This window comes from Pedobacter sp. Bi27, assembly GCF_918698255.1.
In the GTDB taxonomy this organism is placed as follows: Bacteria; Bacteroidota; Bacteroidia; order Sphingobacteriales; family Sphingobacteriaceae; genus Pedobacter.
Genome location: NZ_CAKKMW010000009.1, coordinates 115648 through 141562 on the forward strand (window position 1 = coordinate 115648; position 25915 = coordinate 141562).

Sequence of the window (25915 nt, forward strand, 5' to 3'; positions counted from 1 at the left end):
CAAAGCGGTTCGTTGATCTGCACATTTCTGAATAGCTTTGAATACCAAATATAAACGCAGCGCAAGTTGAAAAGCTGACTAACCTGTATGAAGAACCTTAAATTATTTACATTATTGCTCTTTTTTGTGCTAAATGCAGTTAATGTTGATGCGCAAAAAGCAACAAATCCGCTCATTTTTGCCGATGTACCCGACCTTTCGATGATCAGAGTAGGGAAGGTATATTACATGAGCAGCACCACGATGCACATGAATCCTGGTGTGCCCATCATGAAATCAACCGATCTGGCAAACTGGAAAATTGTAAGTTACGCTTATGATACCCTCGGAAATGCTGACGAATTAACTTTATCCAATGGAAAATGGGATTATGGGCGGGGATCGTGGGCAAGTAGCCTTCGTTTTCATCAAGGCATTTATTATGTGAGTACTTTTTCTGGTACCACTGGCAAAACGTATATCTACAGTACAAAAGATATCGAAAAAGGCCCGTGGAAAGTTACGTCTTTTAAACCTTCGCTCCATGATCACTCCCTGTTTTTTGAGGATGGAAAAGTTTACATGGTATATGGTACAGGCAAAATTACTTTGGTGGAATTAAAAGAAGATTTATCTGGAATAAAACCTGACACGAAACCGATAACAATTATCGAAAACGCAAGTCTTCCCACAGGTACGGGTGTCGGATTACCAGCTGAAGGCTCCCAACTGTTTAAAATTAATGGCAAATATTATCTTTTTAACATTACCTGGCCACGAAATGGGATGCGTACGGTTGTGGTTCACCGTTCCGACAAACTTATGGGGCCATATGAAGGGCGGGTAGCACTTAAAGATAAGGGTGTTGCGCAGGGCGGTTTAATCAGTACGCCAGAAGGAAAATGGTTTTCTTATCTTTTTAGAGATTTTGGATCCGTTGGCCGCATTCCATATTTAGTCCCGGTTACCTGGGAAGATGGCTGGCCGGTGTTGGGTGTTGATGGTAAAGTCCCAGAAACACTGGAACTTCCGGTTAGTAAGGGCCTAATTCCCGGCATTGTGGCATCAGATGAGTTTATCCGCAAAAAAGGCGAGCCCGCGCTTCCACTGGTATGGCAATGGAACCACAATCCAGAACATGCATTTTGGTCGATAACCAAACGCCCAGGATTTTTACGGATTACCACCTCCAGATTGGATACCAATATTCTTCTGGCCCGCAATACATTAACCCAGCGTACCATCGGGCCCGTATCAACCGCAATCACTTCAATTGATATTTCCAATATGAAAGCCGGAGACCAGGCTGGACTGATGTTGCTCCAACGCAAATTTGGTTGGGTTGGCATAAAACATACAGGGTCAAAGAAAACGGTGGTAACGGTAAGCGCCCAAAGTGGCACTGTAAATGGCGAAGATGTTCCAGCCGGACAGCAAACCATTTATCTCAAAGCAAGGTGTGATTTTGAGAACCGAACAGATAAAGGCTATTTTTTTTACAGCTTTGATGGCAAAACCTGGAAACCAATAGGAGAGCCGCTGCAAATGTCGTATACGCTTCCCCATTTTATAGGCTACCGTTTCGGATTGTTTAATTACGCAACTGAAAATGCTGGAGGATATGTTGACTTCGACTATTTTAGGATTGAAGCAAAATAGAATAGCTTCCTGCCTAATCTTATCCAAGGGATAAATCGTAAAAAGATGTTACCCTGAGGGGTAATTTTTGTATAAAATCAATATAAACGACAGGAGAATTTTAAAGATTAATCTCCTCAGATTATCGTCATTGCGAGGAACGAAGCAATCTTACAACGATCGCTACTAGCGCGCGCATTAAGATTGCTTCGTCGTTCCTCCTCGCAATGACGACCTTTCTTTTGGATCCGTTATTGACACCCTAGTCGAAGGGCATTATCGCTGTATTGCGTGTTTTTGTCCCCAGATTTCTCATTTGCCAATTCTTGAAACCTGGGGATAATAGCACTACCGGGATTAACTTCATCAATCGCTTCAATTCCCCATAACAACCTTATTTTCAACTTATACTTATTCAACCCATGGTTCAATCATTTCGATAGTTCCATCGGCATTGTGCTTTAATTCGGTCACTTTCACATTTCTAAGGTGTGTTTTGCCCGAAAGCTGGGTGTCGTGGTAAAAGATATACCATTTGCCTTTTATCTCTAAAATGGAATGGTGGGTAGTCCAGCCTTGAACGGGCTTCATAAAAGTGCCTTCGTAAATAAATGGCCCATAAGGTTTGTCGCCAATCGCATAAGCTAAATAATGGGTATCGCCTGTTGAATAAGTGAAATAATATTTACCATTAAATTTGTGCATCCAGGCACCTTCAAAGAAACGTCTGTCATGGTCATTAGTAAGTAATGCTTTTCCTTGTTTATCTACCAGCCGAACATCTTTCACTTCACCATCAAACGATAACATATCGCTGCTCAATTTCGCTACCTTAGCGCTCAATGCGGGTTCATTTTCTTTCTGTGAGTCGGTTTTAGATCCATTTGCATCGTATTTTCCGTTGTTCCAACGCTGCAACTGCCCTCCCCAAATTCCACCAAAGTACATGTAACTGGCACCATCAGTATCTGTAAACACCGCCGGATCGATACTATAACTTCCTTTAATAGGTTCAGGTTCAGCCTTAAATGGTCCTGCCGGATTTTTTGATGTAGCAACACCTATTCTAAATACATCAGATTTATCTTTAACCGGGAAATACAGGTAATAGGTTCCGTTTTTAAAGGCAGCATCCGGAGCCCAAAGTTGTCTGCCGGCCCATGATATATCTTTTATGCTTAGTGCCACACCGTGATCAGTAACTTTACCGTTAACACTGTCCATGCTCAAAATGTGGTAATCCCTCATGTCAAAATGATCACCATTATCATTTTCAGGAGTGCCAGCCTCGATATCATGTGAAGGATAAACATAAATTTTCCCATTAAAAACGTGCGCAGATGGATCGGCCGTATAAATTTTGGAGATTATAGGCTGCGATAAATAGCTGGTTTTTTTAGGCGTGTTTGCCGTTTCCTTCTCCTTTTTTTGGTTTGCTTGCTGGCAGGAGCTGGCGATAGCCATTCCCATAATGGATGTAAAGAGGGTGATTTTTTTTAATTCGTTAATCATGTTGCTCATGGTTTTGGTAATTTAATTTTCTGTGCTTTTAATGCTTTCCGGTGGTCCTAGGTAACTTGGTTTTAATGCTCCAAGATCTAGTACTAATTTTTGCAGTACCACGCCTGGATTAATCATCCAATAGTTGATGGTGTGTTTTCCGGTTTTGTTAAAGGCAAGGGGCGTTTTAAAAATTTTGATGTTGTTGGCTACCGATTGTCCCCAGGCATAATCGGAGGTATAATCCTTGCTGATATTAACTATTATGGGAGCTTGCCCGTCTACTGACACGGCGAACTTTAGTCCATCTTTCCCGGTGAAATCAATAGTAGGGGAGATAAAGGTATTTAAGGTAAAATTGCCCGTTTCAGTTACAAAAATATCGTAAGCCAAATGTGGTGAGCCTTCGCCAGGTTGCTGAATTGGTGAAGTTACGGGTGTTGCGATTACTCCACCTCTGGTTTTTCCGTAATTGGGGATGGTTTTCCAAAAAATAGGTCTGCTGTTTACCGCTCTGCTATAACTTGTCGCTTCCATCGAAATGTAGCCCTTATCAGGGAGGAATAAATTAGCAGGTAAGTCAGTTGGTATAATGTTTTCGGTTTTAATGGGGATGGTGATGCTCGATTTATCACTGCCAGAAACGAGAATTTCACTTGTTTTGGTGTTTTTTGGCGCTTTATTCCAATCGATGCTGATCTGAATTTTCTGATCATCGTTAAGTGTTCCCTTTTTGCTGCTTAACATAACAAAATCAGGCGCTTTGATGTCGTATTTCATTTCACCCGCACCTGTTCTAAAAATTTCGAGCGTATGCGATGTATTTGCAAGCGCTGAAAAAGTGAAGCCCTGCGCTACCTTTGTTTTTCCAGTAAAATGGAGCTCAGAGTTTTCCAGTGAAACACCAAGGGTGGTCGTAGTATTGTTAATCAGCGTAGTTTTAGGGATAATATTGCTATCGGGCTGTTGCCAGGAAGTATAACCGATATGCGTTTGATCCATCATATGGTCCCATTTTCCTCCAGCCATTGTTTTATTGTAGTAAGTGCTGATTTCGGCATCCCGCTTAAAAAGAGAATCGACTTTAACGGCCAAACTATTGGTAGAAAATCTGCCCTGTTTGGCATATAGTTTGTTTTTGGCTACCGCGAGATACATTTCATACAAATTAGCCACAGCCTCAATGGGGTGAAGAACCAGTTGGTAATAGGCATCTTTTTGATTGTCAGCTAGCTGGTTACTGGTGCTTTTAGCTTGTTCTTTAAGTTTTCTAAAATCAGCGGTAACTTGTTCGAACTCATTATAGTTGCTTAAACTATAGGTATTTGCATGAAGTAGTTCTGGCTTAATTCTACCTGCGTATTTTAGGTAAGTATCTATATGGCTGGCAATTGCTGTGGCGTGTTCATTACCAAACTGGTTGGCCGACCAATTAGTTGTGTAATCCATTAATTTATTGGCCGGGATGGCGTCAGGATTCCAGGCATAATCTAAAAAGAATTGGATGGGGAACTCCATTGGCTTTAAATCGCCAACGTTTACGATCCAGATCTGATTGGCATCATGTTCGTAAGCCAATCGCATCTGTTCCCAAATTTTTTGGATAGGGTTGGTGTTTACCCATTTGTAGTTTCTGGGACCACCCACGTAGTCGAAATGATAATAAATCCCATAACCACCTTTTCTGGGTGCTTCACCTAAACCTGGCAATTTTCTAATGTTGCCCCAATTATCATCGCATAAAAGCAAAGTTACATCATCGGGAACCCGCATTCCTTTATCGTAATAATCCTGAACTTCCTTATACAAGGCCCATAGCTGTGGCGTTTGCGCTGCGGGTTTTTTGGTTACTTTTTCAATTATTTCACGTTGATCTTTTACAATTCTTTCCAATAGTGCGGTAGCTGTACCTGTAGACATAGGCTCGTCGCCATCGCCACGCATGCCAACAGTAATGATCTGTTCTTTATCGGCTACACGTTGCAGACCGCTTTCCCAAAATGCACGTAACTGTTCTGGATTTTGATCATAGTTCCATTTGCCGCCTTTATATCTTTTCCATTCATCATGGGCCCGTGTTAAGGGTTCGTGATGAGAAGTTCCAATCACTACGCCATATTCGTCGGCTAAAACAGGGTTGAGTTTATCGTCGTCGTTAAATGCACTTCCCCACATGGCGGGCCATAAATAATTTCCTTTTAAGCGAAGAATCAATTCGAATACCTTCTCATAAAATTTATGGTTAAAACCTCCAAATTCTTTTCTGCTCCATTCCGAAAGTGCGGGCGCTTCGTCATTTAAAAATATCCCCCGGTATTTTACTGCAGGTGAAGAAATTACATGGCGCCCGGCAACAACATAGAGTGAATTGCTTTTTTTTACCGGAACATCAGCCCAATAATACCATGGCGAAACACCAATTTGAGCAGAAAGCTCGTATATTCCATATATTGTTCCCCTTTTATCGCTTCCGGCAATTACTAAAGCAGAATCTACGCCCTTAATTGGGTTTTTAATTACCTGAATTAATGTGGCTTCCCATTTTCCGGCAATTTCGGAGATATTTAGACTATGGTTCCTGATCATTTCGTCGATGATTTTGCTGTTGCCGATAGTGCCGATGATGATAGGCATGCTGGTTATTTTATCCGTTAAAAATTCGGGTTCAAGTCCACTTACCTTTTTAATATCGTTTTGAAGATTTTGGGCAGCACGTATAGCGCCTGGCCATTCATTGGCACTTACTAAAATAGATGGGACCTTACCTTTGCTCACCACAGCAAAACTTCCAGGCAAATAAGTATTTACCGTAATTGGACCGAGCCCAGCGGCTTGTGCAATGAGGACGTTGAAAAGGAGTAAGATTAACGGAAATATTTTCTTCATTACTTAAAATTTAATAACGCTCCAATAGGCTTTTTTAGGTTTTAATTGCGTGTCGAAAAGTAAGGGGTAATTTTTGCGGCCAGGTACCGGATAACCATCCAGCCAGGTACGGCGATCAGAAATGTTCCAGAATGTAACGTTGGTGATTACATTTTTATACTTTCTGAACACATTGAACACCATTTTGTACTTTGCAACCTGCCTGGCTTCAAGTTCGGCGGTGTAAGCATCGCTTTCATCCGCACGTTTGGCGCGTTTATTTTTCTCCCATGGATAAATGGAAAGATCTAACTCGGTAAACTGTATTTTAAGGCCTAAAGATGAATAGCGTTCAATTGCTGTAACGAGTTCACTTTCACTAGGTTCATAGATAGACCAATGCGCTTGAAGGCCAACCCCATCTATAGGTACACCTTTGTCTTTCAGGCTTTTGAGCAACTTGTATACGCGTTCTCTTTTCTCTGGCCTTTCGGTATTGTAATCATTGTAATAAAGCTTTGCATCGGGATCGGCGGCGTGTGCATATTCAAAGGCTTTGATGATAAAGTCTTCACCACAGATCTGGTACCATTTCGAATTTCTTAAGTATTTTGTAGAATCATCGTCAATGGCCTCGTTCACCACATCCCATGCATATATTTTTCCCTTATATCGCCCAACTACGGCATCAATATGAGCCTTCAACCGTTGTAACAATACTATTTTACTTACTTCCTTTCCCTCTTTATCGGTGAAAAACCATGAGGGTGCCTGTTCGTGCCAGCATAAATTATGGCCACGTACTTTGATGTTATTTTGCGTTGCGAAGCTGATAATCGAATCGGCTTCCCGCCAATTAAATTTCCCCTCTATAGGCTGCATCGACTCCATTTTCATGTCGTTTTCTGCTGTAATGCTGTTAAAATGTTTTTTAATCAACGCGCTTTCCGCTCCGCTCAGATTTCTTTTGCCAACGGCAACACCGATCGGGAAGTAATTTTTGTAAAAATCTTTTAAACCCCTGCCATCTGTTTGATTACTGGAAAGCGATTGCCCCGTTTTACATCCTCCGAAGGCCAGTACGAAGAATAGAAATAGGATATAACTTGAAAATATATTTTTGACACTCATTGTATCTTGATTAATTTGGAAAAGTATAGGCTATTTGATTATTTTTTGCCAAGTAAGCTCAGCATCTTTTCTCCATATCTTTTGCCTAACATGCGGTAGCCTTCGGCAGAAAAATGTAGATTGTCTGGTCCATCAGGGCAGCCTGCAGAAGAAATAACATGTGCATTGGGGATGGTTTGCGGTAAAGTTGCAATAATAGCGTTCATGCTGGCACAAACTCCGCCCTGGTCGGCGTTTACCACTTCTCCGGCCAATAGCGGCGTATTTTTAGCTTCTAATTTTAGGTCTTTTAATAAGTTTTCATACACGCCCTTTACTTTTTCCGGCCAGGCTTTGTCGCCGGTGTTTGATTCTCCCTGATGCAACAATATTCCTTTGATTATGCCACTTTGCTGTGCAATTTTAGCCATCTCTACCATCCGGGCATAGGGGTTCCCCTCGTATTCAGCTAACATACCTTTCATCCAATCTGGCGCTGTTGCCGTGTAGGATTGGTAATTTTCTTTGTCGAACAGTTCAATTTTACATCCGCCTACGGCGACATTAATTACACCGATTTTAATATTTTTGGGCAGGTTGGCAACAAGTGTCCGACCGAAATAATCTACTGGCCCCAGTCCGGTTTTACATCGTGTTAGCGGTGGAGCAGCAGTGTACCAGTTGCCTTTTGTACGGTTTAAGTTGTCGCAATTAACGGCTTCCAACACGCGAAACCGTTGGTCAACTGCTGTAGTATCTTGTGTTTCAAATTTGGCGGCACCTTCCATGTTCGATTGCCCGAAACATAGAAATATATAAAAATTCGAATCTTGTGAAAATGAAGGAATGCTGATCAGCAATAAAGCTGCGCAAGTAAAGATGGCACGGAGTTTAGTCATATTTGGTTATAGTTGATCGCAATTGATATATGTATTGTTACGCTTAATAGCTGATGATTTAGCAGTACATCTTGCCTTTAATCATCAAATGCTTGTTTGTTTAAAACTTTGTAACCTCGTAGTATGCTTTTTTGGGTTTTAAATCGGCATCAAATAGTAATGGAAAGTTTTTCCTACCTCTGGCATCGAGCCAGCTATACCGGTCGGAGAGGTTCCAAAAGGTGACACCAGTAATGTTTTTTTTATATTTTCTGAAGACCTCAAAAACCATCTTGTATTTTTCCAATTGCTGTTGTTCCATTTCTGGTGTAAAAACAGCTGCATTAGTGCTTTTTTCGCCTGTAATCATCTGGCCGCCCTGTCTTCCCGAATACACGGAAATATCCAGCTCGGTAAATTGGATCTGAAGACCAAGAGATGAAAACAATTCAATAGATTTTTCAAGTTCGGAGCGGGTAGGGGTGCTGATCGACCAATGCGCCTGTAATCCAACGCCATGGATGGGAACTCCTTTGGCTAACAGCTTTTTAAGCATCTGATATATCTTTTCCCGTTTTATAGGATTTTCCGTATTATAATCGTTATAAAACAACAGCGCTTTTGGATCTGCCGCATGTGCATCCCTAAATGCTTGTTCAATGAATTCCTCTCCTGCAATGTTATACAGCTGAGATTTTCGGAAAGTGCTGGTGTCATCTGCAATCACCTCATTCACTACATCCCAGGCATAAATTTTCCCACGATAGCGTGATACAACGGTGTTGATATGGTTTTTGATCCTGGAAAGTAATAGTTCTTTCGTTACCTGGTTTCCTGTAGAGTCTTTAAATAGCCATCTTGGTGTTTGGGCATACCAGACTAAACAGTGGCCTCTTACTTTTATTTTATTCTGTAATCCAAATTGAACAATTGAATCTGCAATTTTCCAGAAAAACCTATTTTCAAAAGGGTGTATTGGCCCCATTTTCATAGCATTTTCTGCCGTGATGCTATTAAAATGTGTTAAGATCAGGGCCTTTTCTTGATTATGGAGGTCGCTCGGCTTAACGGCAACACCTATGGGGAAATAATTTTTATAGTAATCTTTAAGCCCGCTGGCTCTTTTATACGCACTTAAGGTTAGAATTCCTAAGAAAAGGAATAGCAAAATCGCTAATAATTTATTCGGCTTTCGGCTCATAATCTGGTTTGATGATCAGTAGGCTAAATTATTCGGATTGTGGCTATGGGAATAGTTTATTTCGTCATTTTTACTAGTACATTTGAATAATCGGGTGTTTTTTTGTAGCACTTGTTTGTTTATGCTTGCCTGGTAAGTGCAAATGCAACAATCTGGATTAGAACCATTAAATCATTGCTGGAGTGTGTTAGGACGGTGTTTTTTGTTGGTCAGATCTGGGATCTAATCCACAAGGCGTTAATGTGAAATTTATGCGGGAGATATTTCGGTGAAAATTAGTTCAAATTGCAAGCGGTCTAGCTTTCTTTGGTCAGAGCGCGCTAGCGCAATCCTTCGCTGGTCATTAGCACCCGCTTGATTGTCCCATCTGGATTATAATAAAGATAATCCACGCAGACCGAACGCCTGTGACTGCCTCCGCCTTTTAATGCACCGTTATGATAAAAAAAGTAGTTTTTTCCTTTGAATTCGACAGTGGCAGGACGGTTTGTTTCGCAGTTTCCAGCCAGCTCATTCAATATTCCTTTAAATATCCACGGCCCATGTATGCTGGGGCTCATGGCATAGGCTACCTTTTCCGGATTGCCATAACCGTAAGTTAGGTAATACCAGTTGTTGCGTTTAAAAACATGAGCACCTTCAGAGAAACCAGGTAGCTCAATCGTTTCGATTTTGCCCTGCAGGCCGAGCATATCGTCACTTAATTTAGCGAAATAACACTGTTGGTTACCCCAGAAGATATAAGCCTGCCCGTCTGTGTCAATGATTACGGAAGGATCAAGGTTTGCCATCGGATTTTTGTCGGAAGGAATATCATTCCCCGTGATGAGTGCCGATCCGATTGCATCACGGAAAGGACCCGTAGGTGTTTCTGATATTCCAAGTGCAATTGCTTTGCCTGGTATGTCGCGATGGGATACTGCAGCAAACCAATAAAATTGCTGTTTGTTAAAAATTACACAGGATGCAAATGCATCCCCGCTAGCCCAACTAAAATCCTGTGCCTGTAATGGTATCAGATGTTCTTCCCAGTTGATCAGGTCAGCAGAAGAAAAGCAGAGCCAGTTGCGCATGATGTAGCTTTGTACACCTGGCGGTGCTTCATCGTGCCCTGTGTATAAATATACTTTCTGATCGTATAACAAAACGGTTGGATCAGAAGTAAATTTGTGGCTGAATATTGGATTTCCTGTGTTGATCATATCATTTGCATAATAAATAACGCTTATATGTCCGTTATTGTTGGATGGATGTGATCTGATAGATTTCTTTCGCAGTGGATAAGCTTCCAAGGATCGTCATTGCGAGAAGGCTTTTCAGCCGACGAAGCAATCTTACAACGATCGCTACCAGCGTGCGCATTAAGATTATTCATTTGTGCCGTTGTTTTTAAAGGCATTCATGAGCTCAATCGTTCGGTTATCTTCGTTCCTCGCAATGACGACTACTCTATTGGAGTCTGTCATTGATAGCCTGTCGAAAGGCCTGTTTAAATACCCTTAAAGGTGTTTAAGCAGGCCATTCATAGGAGTCCTTTAGACAACATGACAGCATCTGAGGTGAAATTACGTTTATGATACACACTCTTTTTATTCTGCAACGGCCTCTTCATTAACCGCATTGACAGCAATCTCGGTGAGTGCTACATCGGTTGCCTTTTCATTTTCAAGGGTCTGAGAAAGCAGTTCGGCAATGTCCGTGTGTCCGATATTTTCGGCAAACACCCTAAGGGTACCATAGGTTGCAATTTCATAATGTTCCACTTTTTGAGCCGCCAGGATAAGTCCTGCATCTCTTATCATCGTACCTTTGTCGGTATCAGCGATAATTCCATCGGCCTCTTCCAGTAAACCTGCCATTGCATCACACTTTTTAGCCGCTGGTTTTTCACCTAAAAGTCCAAAAACTTCTTCCAGTGTAGTCACATGTTGTTGGGTTTCAGTTGTGTGCTTTTCAAAAGCAGCTGCAAGCTCAGGGCTGGTGGCCGCTTTCTGCATTTTTGGAAGCGCTTTAGCAAGGTGTTTTTCTGCCCAATAAATATCCTTTAATTCATCAATAAAAAAATCATGGAATTCAGAATTTTCTATTTTTCCTGTTTTAGATGTAGACTTTGAGGCTTTGTTGCCCGCTGTTTTTGTAGTTGCCATAATTAATATTTTAATAGGTTTTTGATGTCTATAGAACAGGTTGGAATTTCAAATGGTTTTATGTATTTCATTTTAAGCGCGCCCTGATGTATTCAGTACTTCAGATAACCGCAATATCAAATACTCTGATCAGTATTTCTTTTTGATGAAACTGTTTTTCGAGTTTACTTTTGATGGCTTTCCAAAATTCTTTATCAAATAATGCTACCATAACTTCAAACACAATCATTTTATCTTTTTCCAGCCTTGTCTGGTCCTGCCATTTACCTAACACGGGTTGGTGTGCATAGATACTAAGCCCACCGAATTTTTTTATCAGGAGCTGCTCGAGTGTTTTTAGTCTTGTATCAGCAGAAGGAAGGTCTGTAAAGGGCAGAAACAATTGGATGAGTTTCTGTTTATCAGGATTTTTTCCATAGCTTTTCTCGATCAGTTTGAAGGCCTGATCAGTTTGGATATGCCCGAGTATATCAAAAGACTTTTCAGCTTGTTTATCGTAGTTTACAAAAAATTCTTCTATAGCCGTCAATAACCCCGATGGGAGATCCTTTAATGAATTTATTTTTGCGTATGCTGTACTTATGTTAGCTATCGCGATAAAACGATCGTTACGTATTGTTTTTCCATTCCGCTCGCGCTGTTGAGCCTTTATCCCTCCAATTATCCTGCATTCTACCGCACAGCCTGTAAAATTTTTGAGTTCGGAGATGACCACGATATCAAGGGGATCACCGTCTTCTCCTACAGTTCCGGGTAAAAAGCCAAAATCAAAAGGAAACACCATCCCCGCAGGCAATAATTTGCTCAGGATAAAAATATTGCTCTTGGGTTCATAATCAAATTTCTGGCGACTGCCTTTTGGGCTTTCAATAATGGCCTGTACCAATCTATCCATCATGGTCAATTTTAATATTTCTGATCTTTTTATTTTCCCGTTTCCATATGCGGCGCATCTACCGGTTTAGATTCTGGAGAGCCTTTCTGTCTTAAGAAAATGGTAAATACCACAATAGCAGCTACTGAAAGGAACTCACTTTGCCAGTTTTGAAAGGTCTCGAACCAAAAGTTGGCCTGGCCAAGATAGGCGGTCATGGTATCTGTTGCTTTACCTTTTAATATTTGCTCAGCGTTGTGATCTCGCCAGCTACCATAAAAATGGAGGTACCAGCTTAACAGAAAAAGTATGCTAAAAGCAATAGAAAGCGAGTTGGAGTACAGCTTCAAGATCAGCCCGCCCTGGCGTACAGGCCATGGGGCACGCTCCGAGGCAACAGGCTCGCGGTCTACCTCTTCTTCTTCATCAAGTTTTTTAGACTCAGCCGAACCGATCTGACGCAATTTTACGGTTAGCAGCACATAAAGAACCATTTGCAGAAATTCGCTTTCAAAATTTTCGAAAGTGGCAGAAATAAAATGCCCGGTATGAAGGTAATTATTAAAAGAGATCGGCGAAGCTCCCTCGTCGCTGAGTTCACTATTGTGTTCTTTCCAGCCGGTAATCGCCTGTGCCAGGAGTGTAAAAACAAATAGGCTGATAAAGGTTATGGAGAGCCCATTTCGGTACAACCAGGTCTTTTTTGGAAATACTTTCTTTGCTTTCATATCTATTTGTTAGTTATCCGCTGAAGTGAGGTAATCTTCTAACATGGTTGCGCAAGTCAGTACTGTTGCTGCAACAATTTCCTCACGACTGCCGGTAAAGTTAAGCCTTTCTGAAAAAGCCAGTTCGTTATGGTGCGTAGCGTAAATAAACATGGTGCCTACCGGTTTTTCCTCGGTTTCACTTCCCCCGGGAGCTGCAAGTCCGGTGATGCCGATATGGATGTCTGCAGCTATCAATTTCGAGAGTCCCAGGGTTATGGCCTTCGTAACCTCCATTGATTCAGGGGTATAGGTCTTGATCAGCGAGGCGTCAACCTGTAAAAGATCTTCTTTTAAACAGGCATCATAACAGGTAATACCTCCTTTAAGGAATTTACCCGCATCTTCTATCATCGAAAAATCCGCTGAAAGCCGGCCTGCGGTTGCACTTTCAGCAAAAGCAATTGTAAGGTTTCTGGCAATAAGCATTTTGCCTACATTTTTCATCTTGTTGTCCATTATAAAAATCTTATTTGGCCGCTACATTAACAGACCCGTTTGCAGGTGTTTGCAAATCTTGGTGCTGGTAGTGCGGAGGTCTCTTGGCCTAAATAACAACCCTTATGGATAAATGGTTTTGAGTAGCCTGGGGTTAGAACGGAGCTTTTGTGATAAACAAAATGAGGATCTGGCCAAAGCTTCTATTATCACTGATTTACAAGGTGATTTTCAATTTCGCCCGCAATGAGGTTAATTTCATGAATACCTAATGACACCTGTGCCACTTCTGAATTCAGTTTATGGTCGAAATATGCTAGCATTCCAGGATCAATCTCTTCCTGTTGGAGCAGTATCCAGTCCAGCTCCATTTTTCTGATGGCACCAAGGATACCGCCAAAATAAACGATTATATAATAATCTTCCTTTGGAATAATGGTCAGGGTTATTTTATCATCACCATGATCGATCTGAATATTAAATGGAACCATAAAATTACAACCCTAATGTTGATGGATTTGTTTAGGCATTGATCTTTTTTAGTGGCCCTTTGTAACGGTCCAAATCTTGATTTATACCTGAGCTTATTTTATCAGGCTTGTTAAGTCTTATGGATTTCTATTCTCTCCAACGCTTTCCTTGGTGGCCCGGTAAGAACTTTACCATCAGTAGCATATCTTCCTCCATGACAAGGGCAGTCCCAGCTCTTTTCACTGGCGTTCCAGTTAACAATGCAACCGGCATGTGTGCACACAGGGCTTAAAGCGATAGCCTTGCCGTTTGTATCTTTATATAAAGCGAGCTTTTTGCCATCTAATTCTACTATTTTGCCTTCATCGTTGTTTAATTCTTTTGTAGACTGGATAATTTCTGTTCCAAACCGGTCAGCAACGAAATGATAGGCCACATCTGCATTTTCCTGCACAAAATCCATAAAACCAGAAACGGGTTTCAATCGCGACGGGCTGAGCAGTTTCGCAAGATCGTTTTCAATACCCAATATCAAATCGGTTAAGATCATTGCCGAAAGACTGCCGAAGACCATCCCGTTCCCGTTAAAACCTGTTGCTACAAATCTGTTCGCATCACCACCCGGAAACTGGCCAATATAAGGCAGGCCATCTACGGGAACATAATACTGTGATGACCACCGATAATCGATTGAGCTGATGTCAAAGTTTTCCAGTGCATATTTCTCTAGCGCCGAAAAGGCCTTTTCCGGATCATCGTGCCCCGTCTTATGGTCAGCGCCACCAATTAACAGGTATTGATCTCCATCTATTTCATGACTTCGGAAGTAGTGGTAAGGCTCTTGCATATCATAAGCCAGGCAGTTGGGGTAATCTCCGTTTTTAAGTTTAGCCGCAAGTACATAACTTCGGTAAGGTGCATTTCTGAGCGACAGGATATTAATTCCAGGCGGAATGTGTGTAGCCCATACCAAATTCCTGCCTTGAACGGTTACATTTCCTGCATTAATATAGTGAATATCGTTTTTATACGCACTGTTTTCAACAAAGGTATGCTCCAGGATATCTCCACCCAGTTTAAGGAATTCTCTGGCGAGGCCAAGTATATATTTTATGGGATGGAATTGTGCTTGCTCTTTAAATAGTAATACGTGTTGGAAATCGATTGCAATGCCATTTTCAAATGCTTCACTTACCTTAACACCAGCCTGCTGTGAAGAGGAAAGGATGGATTTAAGCTGCTCGGTCTCTTCCTCGTTCTGAGAAAAGAGGAAGGCATCTTTGTATTCAAAGTCTGCATCGATTTCGAGCGATTTGATATTACTGCCGATCATTTCGATTGTTTCTTTTGTAGCACGCGCAAGTTGGGCAGAGGCTTCTTTTCCAAAATCGCTATCGATCTCCGGATAGGTGGCATCCAAAAAGGTATTTAGGTGTGCGCTTGTACCACCTGTTGTACCGAAGCCCAGATTTTGCGCTTCCATCAAAAGACATTTTTTACCTTTTCGCTGTAGTTCAAGTGCAGTAGTTACACCTGTAATTCCTCCACCAACGATTACTACATCGTAAATTGTATTTTCTTTGAGCGGTTTGATTTCCAGGCGGGGATGCGAAACCTGCCATAGACTTTCATTTTCTCCGTCCCTGGCGGACGTAAGGTCGGTACGGTTTTTCATAAGCTGTTTTTATATTAAAACAGGAGGTAAAGCGCAAAGGTTTTTGAATTGTACGCGTTTTTCCGGAGCTTATCTTTTTACCTTGAACAGAAAGTTGTTCTTTTTGGATAAAAAAGGCCGGTTATTTCTACAAATCTTTGATGAGTAAGATGATTGGTAACGGTGGTTTTAAATGGCGCAAAACATATAAAAACTGCCATCTAGAAATTGCCAACTGTTTTTTATTTTCTTATCGTCATGCTGAATTTAGTTCAGCATCTTTCATGCCTTTTTTTTTTATTGTTTTTTGAAAATGAGTGTGCAGTAGTTCTTCGGGTCATGCAGTCTCGCTTTGCGCTGTATCCCCAATGAAGGATTGGGGGATGCCGCTTCAATCGAGTTTAGATTGAAAGGCTGATTTTTATTATGCCATGCAAAATTACTTTTTTAATATAAAAAAATTTAGTCAACAAGCACTCTTTTCGGAAATAAGCTTAAAGTATACTTGAGATAGCAGCATCTAAAGTTTAAGACCCTGAAATAAATTACCTTCGGTGAGCTCGCTTAAGGCTCGGTTTACTGCGTAGTTTTCCGCTGCGCAACAGGTCAGGGTGACGACCACTTGTGTAAATCAGCTATATTTCAAGTACAAAGAAACTGTCTAAATTTGATACAATTATTTTACTTATCTAATATTTTTGTCACACTGAGGGGAGTCGATTGCTTTTAATATATCGAAAAATAGGTCTTCGACTACGCTACCATTGACGTTATTTTGTAAATCATTATTAATCAATATCTTAACGACTTTCGCATTTTCGTCCAGCTAGGCCATAGCACTGTATCCTCGTTCTACTTAAATCCGGCCTAACAAATTTTTCGGGCTGCACTGTTCTAGCCGCACACCTGCCTTCAAAAGAAAAATTTTCAGCCGGCATTTTTTGTTTCTTTTTGATGCCAAAAAGAAAGAGCCCTTCGGCGGCGGCGAGCCGAGGCAAGGATAAGCTTTGGCAAAAAATAATCAATTATGTATGTCACTTATATTGGTTTTTATGAAATAAATTAACCCCTTAGACTCACATACTAATAATTCATAATAAAATTTAAACAGGCTCTTATTTATTTAAGTTTTTCATTTTCAACCATTATTTCTACAAGGCTGTGCATCAGGTTTACTTTTAAACGGCTCTTTTTGATGTCATTTATCAGCTGGTCATCTACGTGCGCATCTTTTCCGTCCCATTTTATCTTTAAGTGTTTTGTTCTTATCGGCGGTACTGGAAACACCACATCTTTTCCTTTTGCAACCTCTGCAATATAGTTTTTTAGGATTTCCCTTTGGTTTTCTTCTACAATTACCACATCGAAAAAACCATCGCTGGGATCAGCATGTTCACTTAACCTCAAATTGGGGCCAAGGCGCGAAATATTCATGATTTCGACCATGATACATTTTTTTCTTATTTTTTTATCCTCTACTTCTATGCTACAAGTGTGAGCAGCATAGGTTTCGGAGATTGCCAATAGCGTATCCAGTGCAATTTCGAATTCATCCTCAGCCGTTTTGATTGCTGTTGTATCCATACCTTCAAGCTTTTGCATCAGTTTAGGGAAAATACCAAAGCCAAAAGATTCGATGAAAAACAGTGGTTCTGTCGTTCCGGTAACCTGTCCAATATCAAATTTCCGCAGATTGTAATTAGACCAGGAAGCTATATTACGGTCCAGATCGTCAGAAATACCAAGAGAGGTTGCAATATTATTTGCTGTACCAAAAGGAAGAAGGGCTACGGGCCGTTTGTAACGCAGTTTTTTATCAAGGAGTTTGATAATCGTTTTTTTTATGGTTCCATCGCCACCGGCAATGGCAATAAATGAAGTTTCGGGGCGGATATCTTTTAATGAACGTTTTTCAGAAGATGCATAATCTACCGAAAAGCCGTGGCGCTCGATGGCAGACGCAAGTTCTTTTTCTGAAAGTTTTTGTTGTCCTGCTCCAGGATTATGGATTACGTGAACTAAAGGCGCTGGCTTTTTCATCTTTATTTGAACAATATAGGCCAGACTTAGTTTTATTAAGAGGTATAAACAGTAAAAAAATAGACATGAATATCTTAATCACCAATGACGACGGCATTTACAGCCCCGGAATAGCAGCACTTGCCAACATTGCCAAAGCTTTTGGCACAGTAAGAATTGTTGCCCCTGATGTAGAACAGTCATCTATGGGCCATGCCATAACACATTCACGGCCTTTAAGCTACAAGAAATCGCCGATTGCTTTTGAGGGTATAGATGCTTTTCGCGTAAACGGTACACCGGCCGATTGTGTTGCACTTGGCCTGCACCTCTATCCTGATACCAATGTGGTGCTTTCGGGGATTAATATGGGCCCTAATTTAGGCAATTCAATGTGGCATTCGGGTACATTAGCTGCGGCAAAACAAGCTGTTCTTTTGGGCGTAAAAGGCATTGCTTTAAGTACGCCTGTTGGCCGTACCGAACCTGATTTCGAAAAACTGAAACCCTTTGTGGTAAGTTCGCTCGAGGAATTATTTATAAACAACGAGCTTGCCCTGTATAATGTTAATTTTCCGCCAGAACCTAAGGGTATTAAGTGGACACGGCAGTCTGTGCGCCTTTATGATGGAAATGTTGTTCCAGGAGAAGACCCGATGGGGCGGAAACATTTTTGGATTACGGTAACTCCGCTTGAGCCAGCCGAAGAAGACACCGACCGTTGGGCCGTTGATCATGGTTATGTTTCTATTACGCCATTGCGGTTAGATCTAACCAATGAGGTTGAGCTTGTAAGTCACCTGATGTCTAAATAGCTTAAATTTTTCGGAAAAATTGTTGATGCATTAAAAAAGGCCCGTGAGGGCCCTTGCTTAATGCACTGGATTGGTTTTTTGCATGGTGTCACGTTTGAGCGTGTCACGTTTGGTGGTGTCTTTTTTAGACGGCCATTCTTTGCTTTTCTTTGCAGGTTTTGTTTTTTCTGTCTTTTTTTTGGTGGTGTCTTGCCGTGTTTGTGCAACCGATGCCAGGCAGATTGAGCAGGCCAGCATCATCATCATAAGTTTTTTCATAAGAATAGAATTATTGTTAAAATACTAGCAATAAAACAATTGTGCTTTTGTGAAAGTTTTACGAATTTTTCTTTTTAGTCTGTGCAATTTTTTCAACGCATAGCCAGTGGTATATTTTTTTGCACTGTTTCTTCATCAACCAATTAATTTTATAAAACCATCTCTGTTTTTACTTTGTTTTATGGGTGAAAACCAAATAAATAAACGGAACAATTTTGTGCTGGTTTATCGACTGGTAAATTAATATTTTGTAAAAGCGTTAAAATCATGAAACACCCTCAGTTTTGTCTATTTTTTATTATTTCGCTGTTTTTGCTTGGCTGCAAACATGATCAGACCGAATTTGCCATGCACGATCGCGAATTTACCGACTCGGTGTATCCTGAAATGCAATATCAGCAGCAGTTGAACCTTGAACTGCAGAAGATGGCTGATGCGCCAGAAATTAAGAATGTAGGTATCAGGAGAGCGGAAGAAAATCAAGCCTATATTCAGCAATTAGCTGCAAATACAAATACGCAGGATCAATTTCCACAAGCTTCGCTCAAAGAAGAACACTTGCAAAAACTAACGCTATTGCGTCAACATCATCCGGTACAATTTGAACAGTTGCATTCACTCCTCATCGATTCAGATCAAAAAATGATTGGTTTTCATGTAAAAGCTACTGGTTCTATAGGATTGCTGAACCCTGATTTGAGGGCCTGGGCTGAAACAAAAATTGCCCATTGGACGGCAGACTTGAATGAAATCCAAGGCTTAAAAAAATAAGCAAAGCTCAAATTTCCACCCCCGTTTTTATCGTTCTGGTGTTCACTGTATAATGATATAAAGTTTTAAGCTAACCTGATTGGTTTAAGTTAATTAACCAATTATGTATCCTTTGCAGCACCTTTTAAATTTAACAGATCGACAATCTTTTTTAATAATACAAAGATATCAAAGGGTTTTACCACAAATTCTTCGGCATTACATCCGCTGGTCATTTGTTGTATGTCGGCATGGGCACTCATCATTATTATCGGTGTCGCAGCGGTTTTAGGATCAGCCTTAAGCAGTTTACATACCGCCATGCCGTTGCCATCAGGCAGCATTACATCCAATAAATAAAGGTCGGGATTGATATGCTTTCTGCTCAAAAACTCATTAACGGTAGTATAACATGCTACCTGGTAGCCTTCTTCCAAAAGCAGGAACTGTAATATATCTCTTATCCCTGCGTCATCCTCAAGTATACAGATCAGTTTACTCATAAAGAAATAGTTTGTACACTAAAATTTGTTCATTAAAAATGGTATTTGCGTTTTTACGTTATGCTGTAGGGGCATTTTTTTGATCTTTATTGTTGCCTTCTTCATACCTGTCTTTATCCTTTTCATCTTCGTGTACAATAAGCGAATGGGGGGTGGCCGCGGCAGGGTTCGCACCTGTGCCATCGGTTTTGGGCAAACTTAAAAGATCGTTGTTATTGGCTAAGGGCGTGTTTTTTATGTCAGTATTACCCAAAGCGATTTGATTTAGCTCTTCCTGGTTTTTCCGTTGATTGCCTTTCTCAAGGTCTTTTCTGTCGTTTTTGGTATTTGCCATAATGCGATTTACTTTGTTAAAATAACAGAACCATCTGATTAAAAGTTTTAAGCAAAGCGAAAATTAACCAACATAAGCTTGGGTACTTTCGCTTATTTTTTTGCTAAATTATTTTTGTTATGCCGGGCCGATCATTTTTTTTATTTCTAGCGCGTTAAAAGCAGCATAACCTGCCTGGTCATTATCGAAATAGAGGTACACATCTTTTCCTTCTTTCATCCACGAAATCAACATGTTGTTCCACTTTGTTAAGCTATGCTCGCTGTAACTTCCCTGATATTTTCCTCCAGGGCCATGTAATCTGATATACACAAAATCTGCTGTGCTCAAAATGGGAGATTGATGCCCGGCCAGCTCATAAATGCAAAAAGCACAGTTATATTTGGCGAGCAGCGTAAATACATCATCATGATACCAACTTGGATTTCTGAATTCGAAAGTATATCGGTGCTTTTTAGGGAGCATTTCTAAAAACCGCTGCAGCCTTTCTGTATTTAATTGCCATTTAGGCGGGAGCTGAAAAAGAATAGGTCCCAGTTTGTTTTCCAGCCCTTCACTGGCATTTAAAAAATCGAGGATTTCGGCCTTTTCCACATTCAATTTTTTGAGGTGGGTAAAATATCTATTGGCTTTAACAGCATAAATGAAATTTTTCGGACTTTGCAATTCCCATTGCTTAAAATTATCGATGCTGGGTTGGCGGTAAAATGAATTATTCAGCTCTACAGTATCGAAATGTTCGGTAAAATATTTAAACTGATCTTTCTTTTTAAGGTCATCAGGATAAAAATTGCCCTCCCAATGGCGGTATTTCCATCCCGATGTGCCGATGTATGCTTTTCCTAATTTCATATTTCGTTATCAGTTTGTTTGCATTTTGCTGCTACCTGTTATTCAATTTCTCCATCAGCCATGCCATCTAAAAACCAGCCAGACCTGTATTCGAATCTTGCTGATGAAGTTTTCGATTTATTGGTAACCTTGCCAATAAAATCATGGGCAATATCGCCTTCGCTTTCCAAAATTTGTTTGGCCAGGTTAGCATATTCATTTAAATCCAACCCATCGTTAATAATATAGGTCAATTCTCCGTTTTCGCTCCATAATGATTCAATTAATCCATCATCAAATTTTTTCTTTAATGTATTCAAATCTTCTTGGTTATGGTTTAAGGGTAGGTCTCTCATCGTTTTTTTATCATTATTTTAAGTTGATTGCTTAAAGCTGCATTTATTAATAAACAATAAAAAAGCGATGTTGGTTCGGGTTGTTTTTACTTTTTGTGGTTCAAATATGAGTTTAGCTTATTTGATTGATATGTTGTGTTTAAGTGTTTGTATTTCAGGTATTTTACTTTTTTAAAACAGTATTAACCACATTGTATAAGGAACTGTGTTTTGGTAAATTGCTTAAAAGAATTGTCAAAATAATTATGGAAAAACGGGTAAAGTTCATTGCAGTTGAAAAACAGGTGCATTTGCCGCAGCGGCTAATGATTATTGAGGATGATCCCGCACTTTCTGAAGTGCTCGGAAATCTTTTTACCGATATGGGATTTTACTGCCGTATAGAGACAGACGCGCCTGAAATGGGTGTAATAGAGGCATTCAGGCCAGACCTCATCATTATTGACTACCATTTGCCGAAGGTAAATGGTGGAGAGATTTGCACAGCACTTAAAGAAAATGAGCATTTATCTAAAATTCCGGTGGTAATCATTTCTGCCTATAGCAGTATTTTACTCCAGTTGGAGGGAAGTACATTTGATTGTTTTATTGAGAAACCTTTTAGTATTGAAGAGATATTGAAGCCTGTAAAACGTTTATTGCTTAAAAAAAAACCGAAGAAGTTAAACAGTAACGCTATGCTCATGTATTTTAAGCCCTGGCGTGTAAAATTTAACTAACCTTCCAATCTTTTAACATGAGTTCGATTATCAAATCTCATTTTGTGACGTTTTAATCAAGTTTTCTGTTAAGGCGGTCGTCACCCTGAATTTATTTCAGGGTCTTTCACACAAAAAAGATGCTGAAATAAATTCAGCATGACGATAAAGCGGGATTAGGCATATATAAGATATGATTTTTAGCAAATAATTATCGAACTCAGGTTTTTAATAGAACGCTTAATTAAATACCAACCGTCATTTAAGTTAGATATCTGTAATTTTCTGGCTTAGGAACGCCAAACTTGGCATATTCGCCAATAGGCATCGCCTGTGGGAATTCTCTCCGGTCTACTATTCTGCCATTTTTAAGTAAGCCACCAAAATCACTCAAATAAATTGCACGTATTTTAAGAAGTACCGCTAATTTTTCTCTTTTATCTACCATTGCTTTAATCACTAGGATATACGCAAATGGATATTTAACAGATTTTGTTATGGGTAGATTGCCAGGTTATTTATGACTGGTTACTGCAGGTTTCGGCCTAACTGATGAAGCCGTTGACTACCGCAAAGCGGATAAGTGCAGCGGTATTTTTAGCACCTGTTTTATCGATCAGTGCCTGGCGGTGCCCCTCAATGGTGCGTTTACTTAAAAATAGTTTATCGGCCATTTCGGTATTCGTATATCCTTCGGCGATTAAATGTAATACTTCCATTTCCCTTAGTGAAAAATCGATATGCTGTCCGTTTGTTTCGGGGTGTTGTATGGTCGTTTGGGTGAGTTTATCGAGTAACTTTTCGGCCAGTTCGGCACAAAGGTATTTGCCTCCGCCAGCTACGTAGCGTAGTGCAAAATTTAGTTCGTCCTCGCCTACATTTTTGAGAAGGTACCCTCTGGCACCTTCAATAAATGCCTGGGCAACGTATTTTTCATTATCAAGCATAGAGAGCATCACAACATGAGTAGAAGGGCTCAGTGTTCTGAGCTGCCCGATCAGGCTGATTCCATCCATTTCGGGCATATTAATGTCGGCAATTACAATATCTGCATGCCCACCTTCAGCAAAATAGCTGAGTACTTCGAGGCCATTGTTAGCTTCGGCTACAACCCTTACCTCTCCCTGCGATTCTAAAAGCATTTTAATGCCGTTTCGAACAATGTTATGATCTTCTGCGAGTATTACTTTCAAGGCTTCTATTGTTTAATTATTTAATTTTTTGACGTTCTTTTGCCAACCCTTGCATTACCAGTTTGAGCCTTTCTATGTGTGCCTGGAGCTCCTTGTCTTTGGCTTCCCTCTCCGGTTCGTTTATGCCATTGTCTTTGCGCATGGTATTGTTAAAATTTCTGCGTTCTTCCATCATGCGGATGGCCACCCAAAGGGTTTCTTCTGTTTTGTCGGCATACTCATTATCCAAAAAACTTTCGCTGAAAACATGGCCGGTAAAACAGCGGTAGTGTTTTTCTCCATTCAGATCGTCAATCTGGGTAAGAATCCCTCCGCAATCCGGGCAGGTAAAAGGCGTAAGCTGCCCCAGTTGGGCGGTAGCCGGGAGGCTGGTAGACATTCTGATGGTAATTTCCGATTCCAGTTTCACTTCTTCAGGAACGGCGCCGGCTTCGCATTCATTTCTGGAATACAGGTCGCTAAGGATATAGCCCATTTCTTCAATCTGTACCCGGTAATCAACCTCCATGTTGCTGATCACGTTGTTGGGCATGTCAGGAAATTCGGCACCATCAGGCTCTTGTACAATACAGCGGCCGCCGCATTTTTTTATTGCAGCCATCCCTGATGTTCCATCATCTAAAAGGCCAGTTAGTATAATGCCCGTTACACACGAATCGTAGGCAGCAGCAGCCGTGCGGAACAGTACATCAATAGATGGGCGCCAATGGTTTTCTTTAGCGCCCCGTTTAATTAAAATATGTCCTTTCTGGAGCATCATATGGGCATCAGCTGGTGCAAGGTAAACCTGTCCGTTGCTTATCGGGGTACCATCTTCCGGTATGCTGATCGGAAGTGGCGAATTTTTGCCAAGCATGTTAAGTACAACATCTACAAGGGCTGCCTTACCTAAATGGATTACAATAAATATAGCAGCATCCAGATCGGCTGGAAGTTTAGAAAGCAGCTTAGACACCGCTGATAGTCCTCCTGCAGATGCACCTATGGTAATAATATTTCTGATATTTTTTGACATGATCACTCTTCTTTAAATTCCGCCGGATCGAAAGAGATGCTAAAACATGCGCCATTGTTGTTATAGGCACTAAATGTACCATTTAACATGGCTACCCTGTTTTTAATTCCCCTTAATCCAGAACCCGTGCGTAAGTGTTTTTCGTTTTTCAGATCAATTCCTTTTCCGTTATCGCATACCGTGATGTTTACTTTTCCATCTTCTGTACATACCGATATGGAGGCCTGTGTTGCACCCGAATACTTGATGCTGTTGTTGATCAGTTCCTGGATGATGCGAAAAGCATATAACTGTACTTCGCCCGGCAACTTATCGGCATTCCGGTGTATCTGATTGTTGATTTTAAAAACGCTATTGCTCAGGCGTTGGCTCATCTCTTTTATTCCGGCTGTAAATCCGAAATCTTTAAGTACAGAAGGGGTAAGTTCGTAAGAGATATCCCTGATTTCGCGTATGGCCTGATCGAGCAGTTTGGTCACATTTCCCATTTCTGCCTTAAGTTGAGCTTCATCTGCTTTTTTAAGGTGGTTGATGTTGAACCTGATGCCATATAACAGCTGACAGATACTATCGTGAAGGGCCGCACTGATTTTACTTCGCTCTTTTTCCTGTGCATCAAGCACGGCCTGTGTTAACAAACGCTGTTGAGCCCGTTTATTCGCCTCTTCAATTTCGTGCGCACGTTTACGTTCAGAAATATCGAATAAAATCCCGGTAAAATAACATTCTTCGCCAGGTTTTGAAATTTCTCTTCCTTTAGCCAGAATTGTTTTTGGCAGCCCTTGGTCTGATTTTAAACGGAACTCCATGTCTATTTCTCTCAGCGTGTTGCTTTTTTCGCATACTGCTCTTATTTTTTCACGGTCTTCACTGATCACCAACTTAAGTAAACCATCTAAAGTATCATCGAAATCATTGGCATTAAGTGCAAGGATGTTTTTACTAAATTCATCAAAATATACCTTTTTTTTATCGGGCCATATGCTCCATGTGCCCGTAAAAGAGGCTTTTAACGTCTGGTTGAGCCGTTCGGTAGTTTCTTTAAGTACTTGTGCAGCATTTTTTGATTCTGTAATATCTGTTAAGGTAATGTAATACTCAGCTGCATCGGTTTGCGGGTTTTTCATGGCTATTCCTCCCAACTGTGCTTGCATTATCTTTCCATCCGAAAGCCGGATGAGTGTTTCATAACTTCTGGTTTTATCTAAATTGTCCAGTCCTAAAATAAAAGCATAAAAATGTTCCTTTACTTCAGGTAAAATCCAGAAAGAGAAATGTTTGCCTAAAATTGCATCTCTGTGTGTGTGGAGCAGGTTTATGCCTGTATTATTCACCTCGCTAACCGTGCCCAACGCATCGAGAATAAAATAACCAATGGGTGCAGCATCGAAAAAACCGGTGAACCTTGAGCGCTCCATATCGATTGCCCTGTACGATTCACGGAGTTCATCGTTTTGCATATCCACTTCAATTTCGTGGATCTCCAATTCGTTAATTAAAACAGCCATTTCGCTATCTGGAGGTATTCTTTGTCCAGCAAAATCCCTTTCGGCTAGGAGTTCTTCTGCCTTAGCCCTGAGTACCGAAAGAATAACTTCTTTTGATGTTTTGCTCACATTTT

Annotated in this window: 26 protein-coding genes; 4 read left to right on the plus strand and 22 right to left on the minus strand. The window is 40.7% G+C overall.

Annotated elements, in window-relative coordinates:
- The first annotated feature begins 87 nt into the window (after nt 1-87).
- Nucleotides 88-1638, plus strand: coding sequence for a glycoside hydrolase 43 family protein (locus LQ227_RS23320; RefSeq protein ID WP_230151344.1), 1551 nt, complete (start codon nt 88-90; stop codon nt 1636-1638).
- A gap of 390 nt (nt 1639-2028) precedes the next feature.
- On the opposite strand, the gene LQ227_RS23325 is transcribed toward LQ227_RS23320, so the two are convergent.
- The 13 genes from LQ227_RS23325 to LQ227_RS23385 form a co-directional block, all read right to left on the minus strand.
- On the minus strand, nt 2029-3129 hold the full coding sequence (locus LQ227_RS23325; protein ID WP_230146683.1) for a glycoside hydrolase family 43 protein: 1101 nt from the start codon (nt 3127-3129) through the stop codon (nt 2029-2031).
- A gap of 21 nt (nt 3130-3150) precedes the next feature.
- Nucleotides 3151-6003 (minus strand): glycosyl hydrolase 115 family protein, encoded by a 2853-nt coding sequence (locus tag LQ227_RS23330; protein WP_230151347.1) that lies wholly within the window; start codon nt 6001-6003, stop codon nt 3151-3153.
- 3 nt (nt 6004-6006) lie between these two features.
- Nucleotides 6007-7113, minus strand: coding sequence for an endo-1,4-beta-xylanase (locus tag LQ227_RS23335; protein ID WP_230151349.1), 1107 nt, complete (start codon nt 7111-7113; stop codon nt 6007-6009).
- A 38-nt stretch (nt 7114-7151) separates the two neighbouring features.
- Nucleotides 7152-7991 carry a sialate O-acetylesterase gene (locus tag LQ227_RS23340; RefSeq protein ID WP_230151351.1) on the minus strand — a complete coding sequence of 280 codons (840 nt, stop codon included), beginning with the start codon at nt 7989-7991 and terminating at the stop codon, nt 7152-7154.
- A 100-nt stretch (nt 7992-8091) separates the two neighbouring features.
- On the minus strand, nt 8092-9171 hold the full coding sequence (locus LQ227_RS23345; RefSeq protein ID WP_230151353.1) for an endo-1,4-beta-xylanase: 1080 nt from the start codon (nt 9169-9171) through the stop codon (nt 8092-8094).
- Nucleotides 9172-9491: 320 nt separating this feature from the next.
- Nucleotides 9492-10373 (minus strand): glycoside hydrolase family 43 protein, encoded by an 882-nt coding sequence (locus LQ227_RS23350; protein ID WP_230151355.1) that lies wholly within the window; start codon nt 10371-10373, stop codon nt 9492-9494.
- 387 nt (nt 10374-10760) lie between these two features.
- Nucleotides 10761-11318: a ferritin-like domain-containing protein gene (locus LQ227_RS23355; RefSeq protein WP_230145298.1), complete on the minus strand. Its 558-nt coding sequence runs from the start codon at nt 11316-11318 to the stop codon at nt 10761-10763.
- A 100-nt stretch (nt 11319-11418) separates the two neighbouring features.
- Nucleotides 11419-12216, minus strand: coding sequence for an inorganic diphosphatase (locus tag LQ227_RS23360; RefSeq protein ID WP_230151357.1), 798 nt, complete (start codon nt 12214-12216; stop codon nt 11419-11421).
- A 26-nt stretch (nt 12217-12242) separates the two neighbouring features.
- Nucleotides 12243-12920 (minus strand): DUF6766 family protein, encoded by a 678-nt coding sequence (locus LQ227_RS23365; protein WP_230145300.1) that lies wholly within the window; start codon nt 12918-12920, stop codon nt 12243-12245.
- 9 nt (nt 12921-12929) lie between these two features.
- Nucleotides 12930-13406, minus strand: a complete 477-nt coding sequence (locus LQ227_RS23370; RefSeq protein WP_230151360.1) for a CinA family protein — start codon at nt 13404-13406, stop codon at nt 12930-12932.
- Between the two features lie 200 nt (nt 13407-13606).
- On the minus strand, nt 13607-13888 hold the full coding sequence (locus LQ227_RS23375; protein WP_230145302.1) for a hypothetical protein: 282 nt from the start codon (nt 13886-13888) through the stop codon (nt 13607-13609).
- A gap of 110 nt (nt 13889-13998) precedes the next feature.
- Nucleotides 13999-15543, minus strand: coding sequence for an FAD-dependent oxidoreductase (locus tag LQ227_RS23380; RefSeq protein ID WP_230151361.1), 1545 nt, complete (start codon nt 15541-15543; stop codon nt 13999-14001).
- A gap of 1098 nt (nt 15544-16641) precedes the next feature.
- Nucleotides 16642-17562 carry a diacylglycerol kinase family protein gene (locus LQ227_RS23385; RefSeq protein ID WP_230145304.1) on the minus strand — a complete coding sequence of 307 codons (921 nt, stop codon included), beginning with the start codon at nt 17560-17562 and terminating at the stop codon, nt 16642-16644.
- Nucleotides 17563-17627: 65 nt separating this feature from the next.
- Here LQ227_RS23385 and surE point away from each other — a divergent pair, with 65 nt between their 5' ends.
- Entirely contained in the window at nt 17628-18356 is a 729-nt protein-coding gene (gene surE / locus LQ227_RS23390; protein ID WP_230145305.1) for a 5'/3'-nucleotidase SurE, read from the plus strand.
- 57 nt (nt 18357-18413) lie between these two features.
- Here surE and LQ227_RS23395 read toward each other — a convergent pair whose 3' ends face one another.
- Nucleotides 18414-18614 carry a hypothetical protein gene (locus LQ227_RS23395; protein ID WP_230145306.1) on the minus strand — a complete coding sequence of 67 codons (201 nt, stop codon included), beginning with the start codon at nt 18612-18614 and terminating at the stop codon, nt 18414-18416.
- Between the two features lie 267 nt (nt 18615-18881).
- Between LQ227_RS23395 and LQ227_RS23400 the strand changes: the two genes are divergently transcribed.
- A complete protein-coding gene (locus LQ227_RS23400) occupies nt 18882-19385 on the plus strand; it encodes a hypothetical protein (RefSeq protein WP_230151364.1) in 504 nt (167 codons plus the stop codon).
- Nucleotides 19386-19486: 101 nt separating this feature from the next.
- Here the strand turns inward: LQ227_RS23400 and LQ227_RS23405 are convergent, their stop codons facing one another.
- The 4 genes from LQ227_RS23405 to LQ227_RS23420 all read right to left on the minus strand — a co-directional run bounded on the left by LQ227_RS23405 (nt 19487) and on the right by LQ227_RS23420 (nt 21388).
- Nucleotides 19487-19867, minus strand: coding sequence for a response regulator transcription factor (locus LQ227_RS23405; protein ID WP_230151367.1), 381 nt, complete (start codon nt 19865-19867; stop codon nt 19487-19489).
- A gap of 58 nt (nt 19868-19925) precedes the next feature.
- The gene (locus LQ227_RS23410) at nt 19926-20201 is read right to left on the minus strand and encodes a hypothetical protein (RefSeq protein ID WP_230151369.1); all 276 of its coding nucleotides are present in this window, start codon (nt 20199-20201) and stop codon (nt 19926-19928) included.
- Between the two features lie 117 nt (nt 20202-20318).
- Nucleotides 20319-21053 carry a DUF72 domain-containing protein gene (locus LQ227_RS23415; RefSeq protein WP_230151372.1) on the minus strand — a complete coding sequence of 245 codons (735 nt, stop codon included), beginning with the start codon at nt 21051-21053 and terminating at the stop codon, nt 20319-20321.
- A gap of 38 nt (nt 21054-21091) precedes the next feature.
- Entirely contained in the window at nt 21092-21388 is a 297-nt protein-coding gene (locus tag LQ227_RS23420) for a hypothetical protein (RefSeq protein WP_230146682.1), read from the minus strand.
- Nucleotides 21389-21633: 245 nt separating this feature from the next.
- Between LQ227_RS23420 and LQ227_RS23425 the strand changes: the two genes are divergently transcribed.
- The gene (locus LQ227_RS23425) at nt 21634-22107 is read left to right on the plus strand and encodes a PleD family two-component system response regulator (RefSeq protein ID WP_230151374.1); all 474 of its coding nucleotides are present in this window, start codon (nt 21634-21636) and stop codon (nt 22105-22107) included.
- Between the two features lie 241 nt (nt 22108-22348).
- Here LQ227_RS23425 and LQ227_RS23430 read toward each other — a convergent pair whose 3' ends face one another.
- From LQ227_RS23430 to LQ227_RS23445, 4 genes are all read right to left on the minus strand, one after another.
- Entirely contained in the window at nt 22349-22534 is a 186-nt protein-coding gene (locus LQ227_RS23430) for a hypothetical protein (RefSeq protein WP_230151376.1), read from the minus strand.
- A gap of 97 nt (nt 22535-22631) precedes the next feature.
- Nucleotides 22632-23279 carry a response regulator transcription factor gene (locus LQ227_RS23435; protein WP_230151378.1) on the minus strand — a complete coding sequence of 216 codons (648 nt, stop codon included), beginning with the start codon at nt 23277-23279 and terminating at the stop codon, nt 22632-22634.
- Between the two features lie 16 nt (nt 23280-23295).
- Complete coding sequence (locus LQ227_RS23440) at nt 23296-24294, minus strand: chemotaxis protein CheB (protein WP_230145315.1); 999 nt, start codon at nt 24292-24294, stop codon at nt 23296-23298.
- A 2-nt stretch (nt 24295-24296) separates the two neighbouring features.
- Nucleotides 24297-25910 (minus strand): PAS domain S-box protein, encoded by a 1614-nt coding sequence (locus LQ227_RS23445; protein ID WP_230151380.1) that lies wholly within the window; start codon nt 25908-25910, stop codon nt 24297-24299.
- Nucleotides 25911-25915 lie beyond the last annotated feature (5 nt).

Excerpts from the sequence above, each read along its gene's own strand:
- LQ227_RS23320 (WP_230151344.1), top strand. The coding sequence starts at position 88 with ATGAAGAACCTTAAATTATTTACATTATTGCTCTTTTTTGTGCTAAAT.
- LQ227_RS23325 (WP_230146683.1), bottom strand. The coding sequence starts at position 3,129 with ATGATTAACGAATTAAAAAAAATCACCCTCTTTACATCCATTATGGGA.
- LQ227_RS23330 (WP_230151347.1), bottom strand. The coding sequence starts at position 6,003 with ATGAAGAAAATATTTCCGTTAATCTTACTCCTTTTCAACGTCCTCATT.
- LQ227_RS23335 (WP_230151349.1), bottom strand. The coding sequence starts at position 7,113 with ATGAGTGTCAAAAATATATTTTCAAGTTATATCCTATTTCTATTCTTC.
- LQ227_RS23340 (WP_230151351.1), bottom strand. The coding sequence starts at position 7,991 with ATGACTAAACTCCGTGCCATCTTTACTTGCGCAGCTTTATTGCTGATC.
- LQ227_RS23345 (WP_230151353.1), bottom strand. The coding sequence starts at position 9,171 with ATGAGCCGAAAGCCGAATAAATTATTAGCGATTTTGCTATTCCTTTTC.
- LQ227_RS23350 (WP_230151355.1), bottom strand. The coding sequence starts at position 10,373 with ATGATCAACACAGGAAATCCAATATTCAGCCACAAATTTACTTCTGAT.
- LQ227_RS23355 (WP_230145298.1), bottom strand. The coding sequence starts at position 11,318 with ATGGCAACTACAAAAACAGCGGGCAACAAAGCCTCAAAGTCTACATCT.
- LQ227_RS23360 (WP_230151357.1), bottom strand. The coding sequence starts at position 12,216 with ATGATGGATAGATTGGTACAGGCCATTATTGAAAGCCCAAAAGGCAGT.
- LQ227_RS23365 (WP_230145300.1), bottom strand. The coding sequence starts at position 12,920 with ATGAAAGCAAAGAAAGTATTTCCAAAAAAGACCTGGTTGTACCGAAAT.
- LQ227_RS23370 (WP_230151360.1), bottom strand. The coding sequence starts at position 13,406 with ATGAAAAATGTAGGCAAAATGCTTATTGCCAGAAACCTTACAATTGCT.
- LQ227_RS23375 (WP_230145302.1), bottom strand. The coding sequence starts at position 13,888 with ATGGTTCCATTTAATATTCAGATCGATCATGGTGATGATAAAATAACC.
- LQ227_RS23380 (WP_230151361.1), bottom strand. The coding sequence starts at position 15,543 with ATGAAAAACCGTACCGACCTTACGTCCGCCAGGGACGGAGAAAATGAA.
- LQ227_RS23385 (WP_230145304.1), bottom strand. The coding sequence starts at position 17,562 with ATGAAAAAGCCAGCGCCTTTAGTTCACGTAATCCATAATCCTGGAGCA.
- surE (WP_230145305.1), top strand. The coding sequence starts at position 17,628 with ATGAATATCTTAATCACCAATGACGACGGCATTTACAGCCCCGGAATA.
- LQ227_RS23395 (WP_230145306.1), bottom strand. The coding sequence starts at position 18,614 with ATGAAAAAACTTATGATGATGATGCTGGCCTGCTCAATCTGCCTGGCA.
- LQ227_RS23400 (WP_230151364.1), top strand. The coding sequence starts at position 18,882 with ATGAAACACCCTCAGTTTTGTCTATTTTTTATTATTTCGCTGTTTTTG.
- LQ227_RS23405 (WP_230151367.1), bottom strand. The coding sequence starts at position 19,867 with ATGAGTAAACTGATCTGTATACTTGAGGATGACGCAGGGATAAGAGAT.
- LQ227_RS23410 (WP_230151369.1), bottom strand. The coding sequence starts at position 20,201 with ATGGCAAATACCAAAAACGACAGAAAAGACCTTGAGAAAGGCAATCAA.
- LQ227_RS23415 (WP_230151372.1), bottom strand. The coding sequence starts at position 21,053 with ATGAAATTAGGAAAAGCATACATCGGCACATCGGGATGGAAATACCGC.
- LQ227_RS23420 (WP_230146682.1), bottom strand. The coding sequence starts at position 21,388 with ATGAGAGACCTACCCTTAAACCATAACCAAGAAGATTTGAATACATTA.
- LQ227_RS23425 (WP_230151374.1), top strand. The coding sequence starts at position 21,634 with ATGGAAAAACGGGTAAAGTTCATTGCAGTTGAAAAACAGGTGCATTTG.
- LQ227_RS23430 (WP_230151376.1), bottom strand. The coding sequence starts at position 22,534 with ATGGTAGATAAAAGAGAAAAATTAGCGGTACTTCTTAAAATACGTGCA.
- LQ227_RS23440 (WP_230145315.1), bottom strand. The coding sequence starts at position 24,294 with ATGTCAAAAAATATCAGAAATATTATTACCATAGGTGCATCTGCAGGA.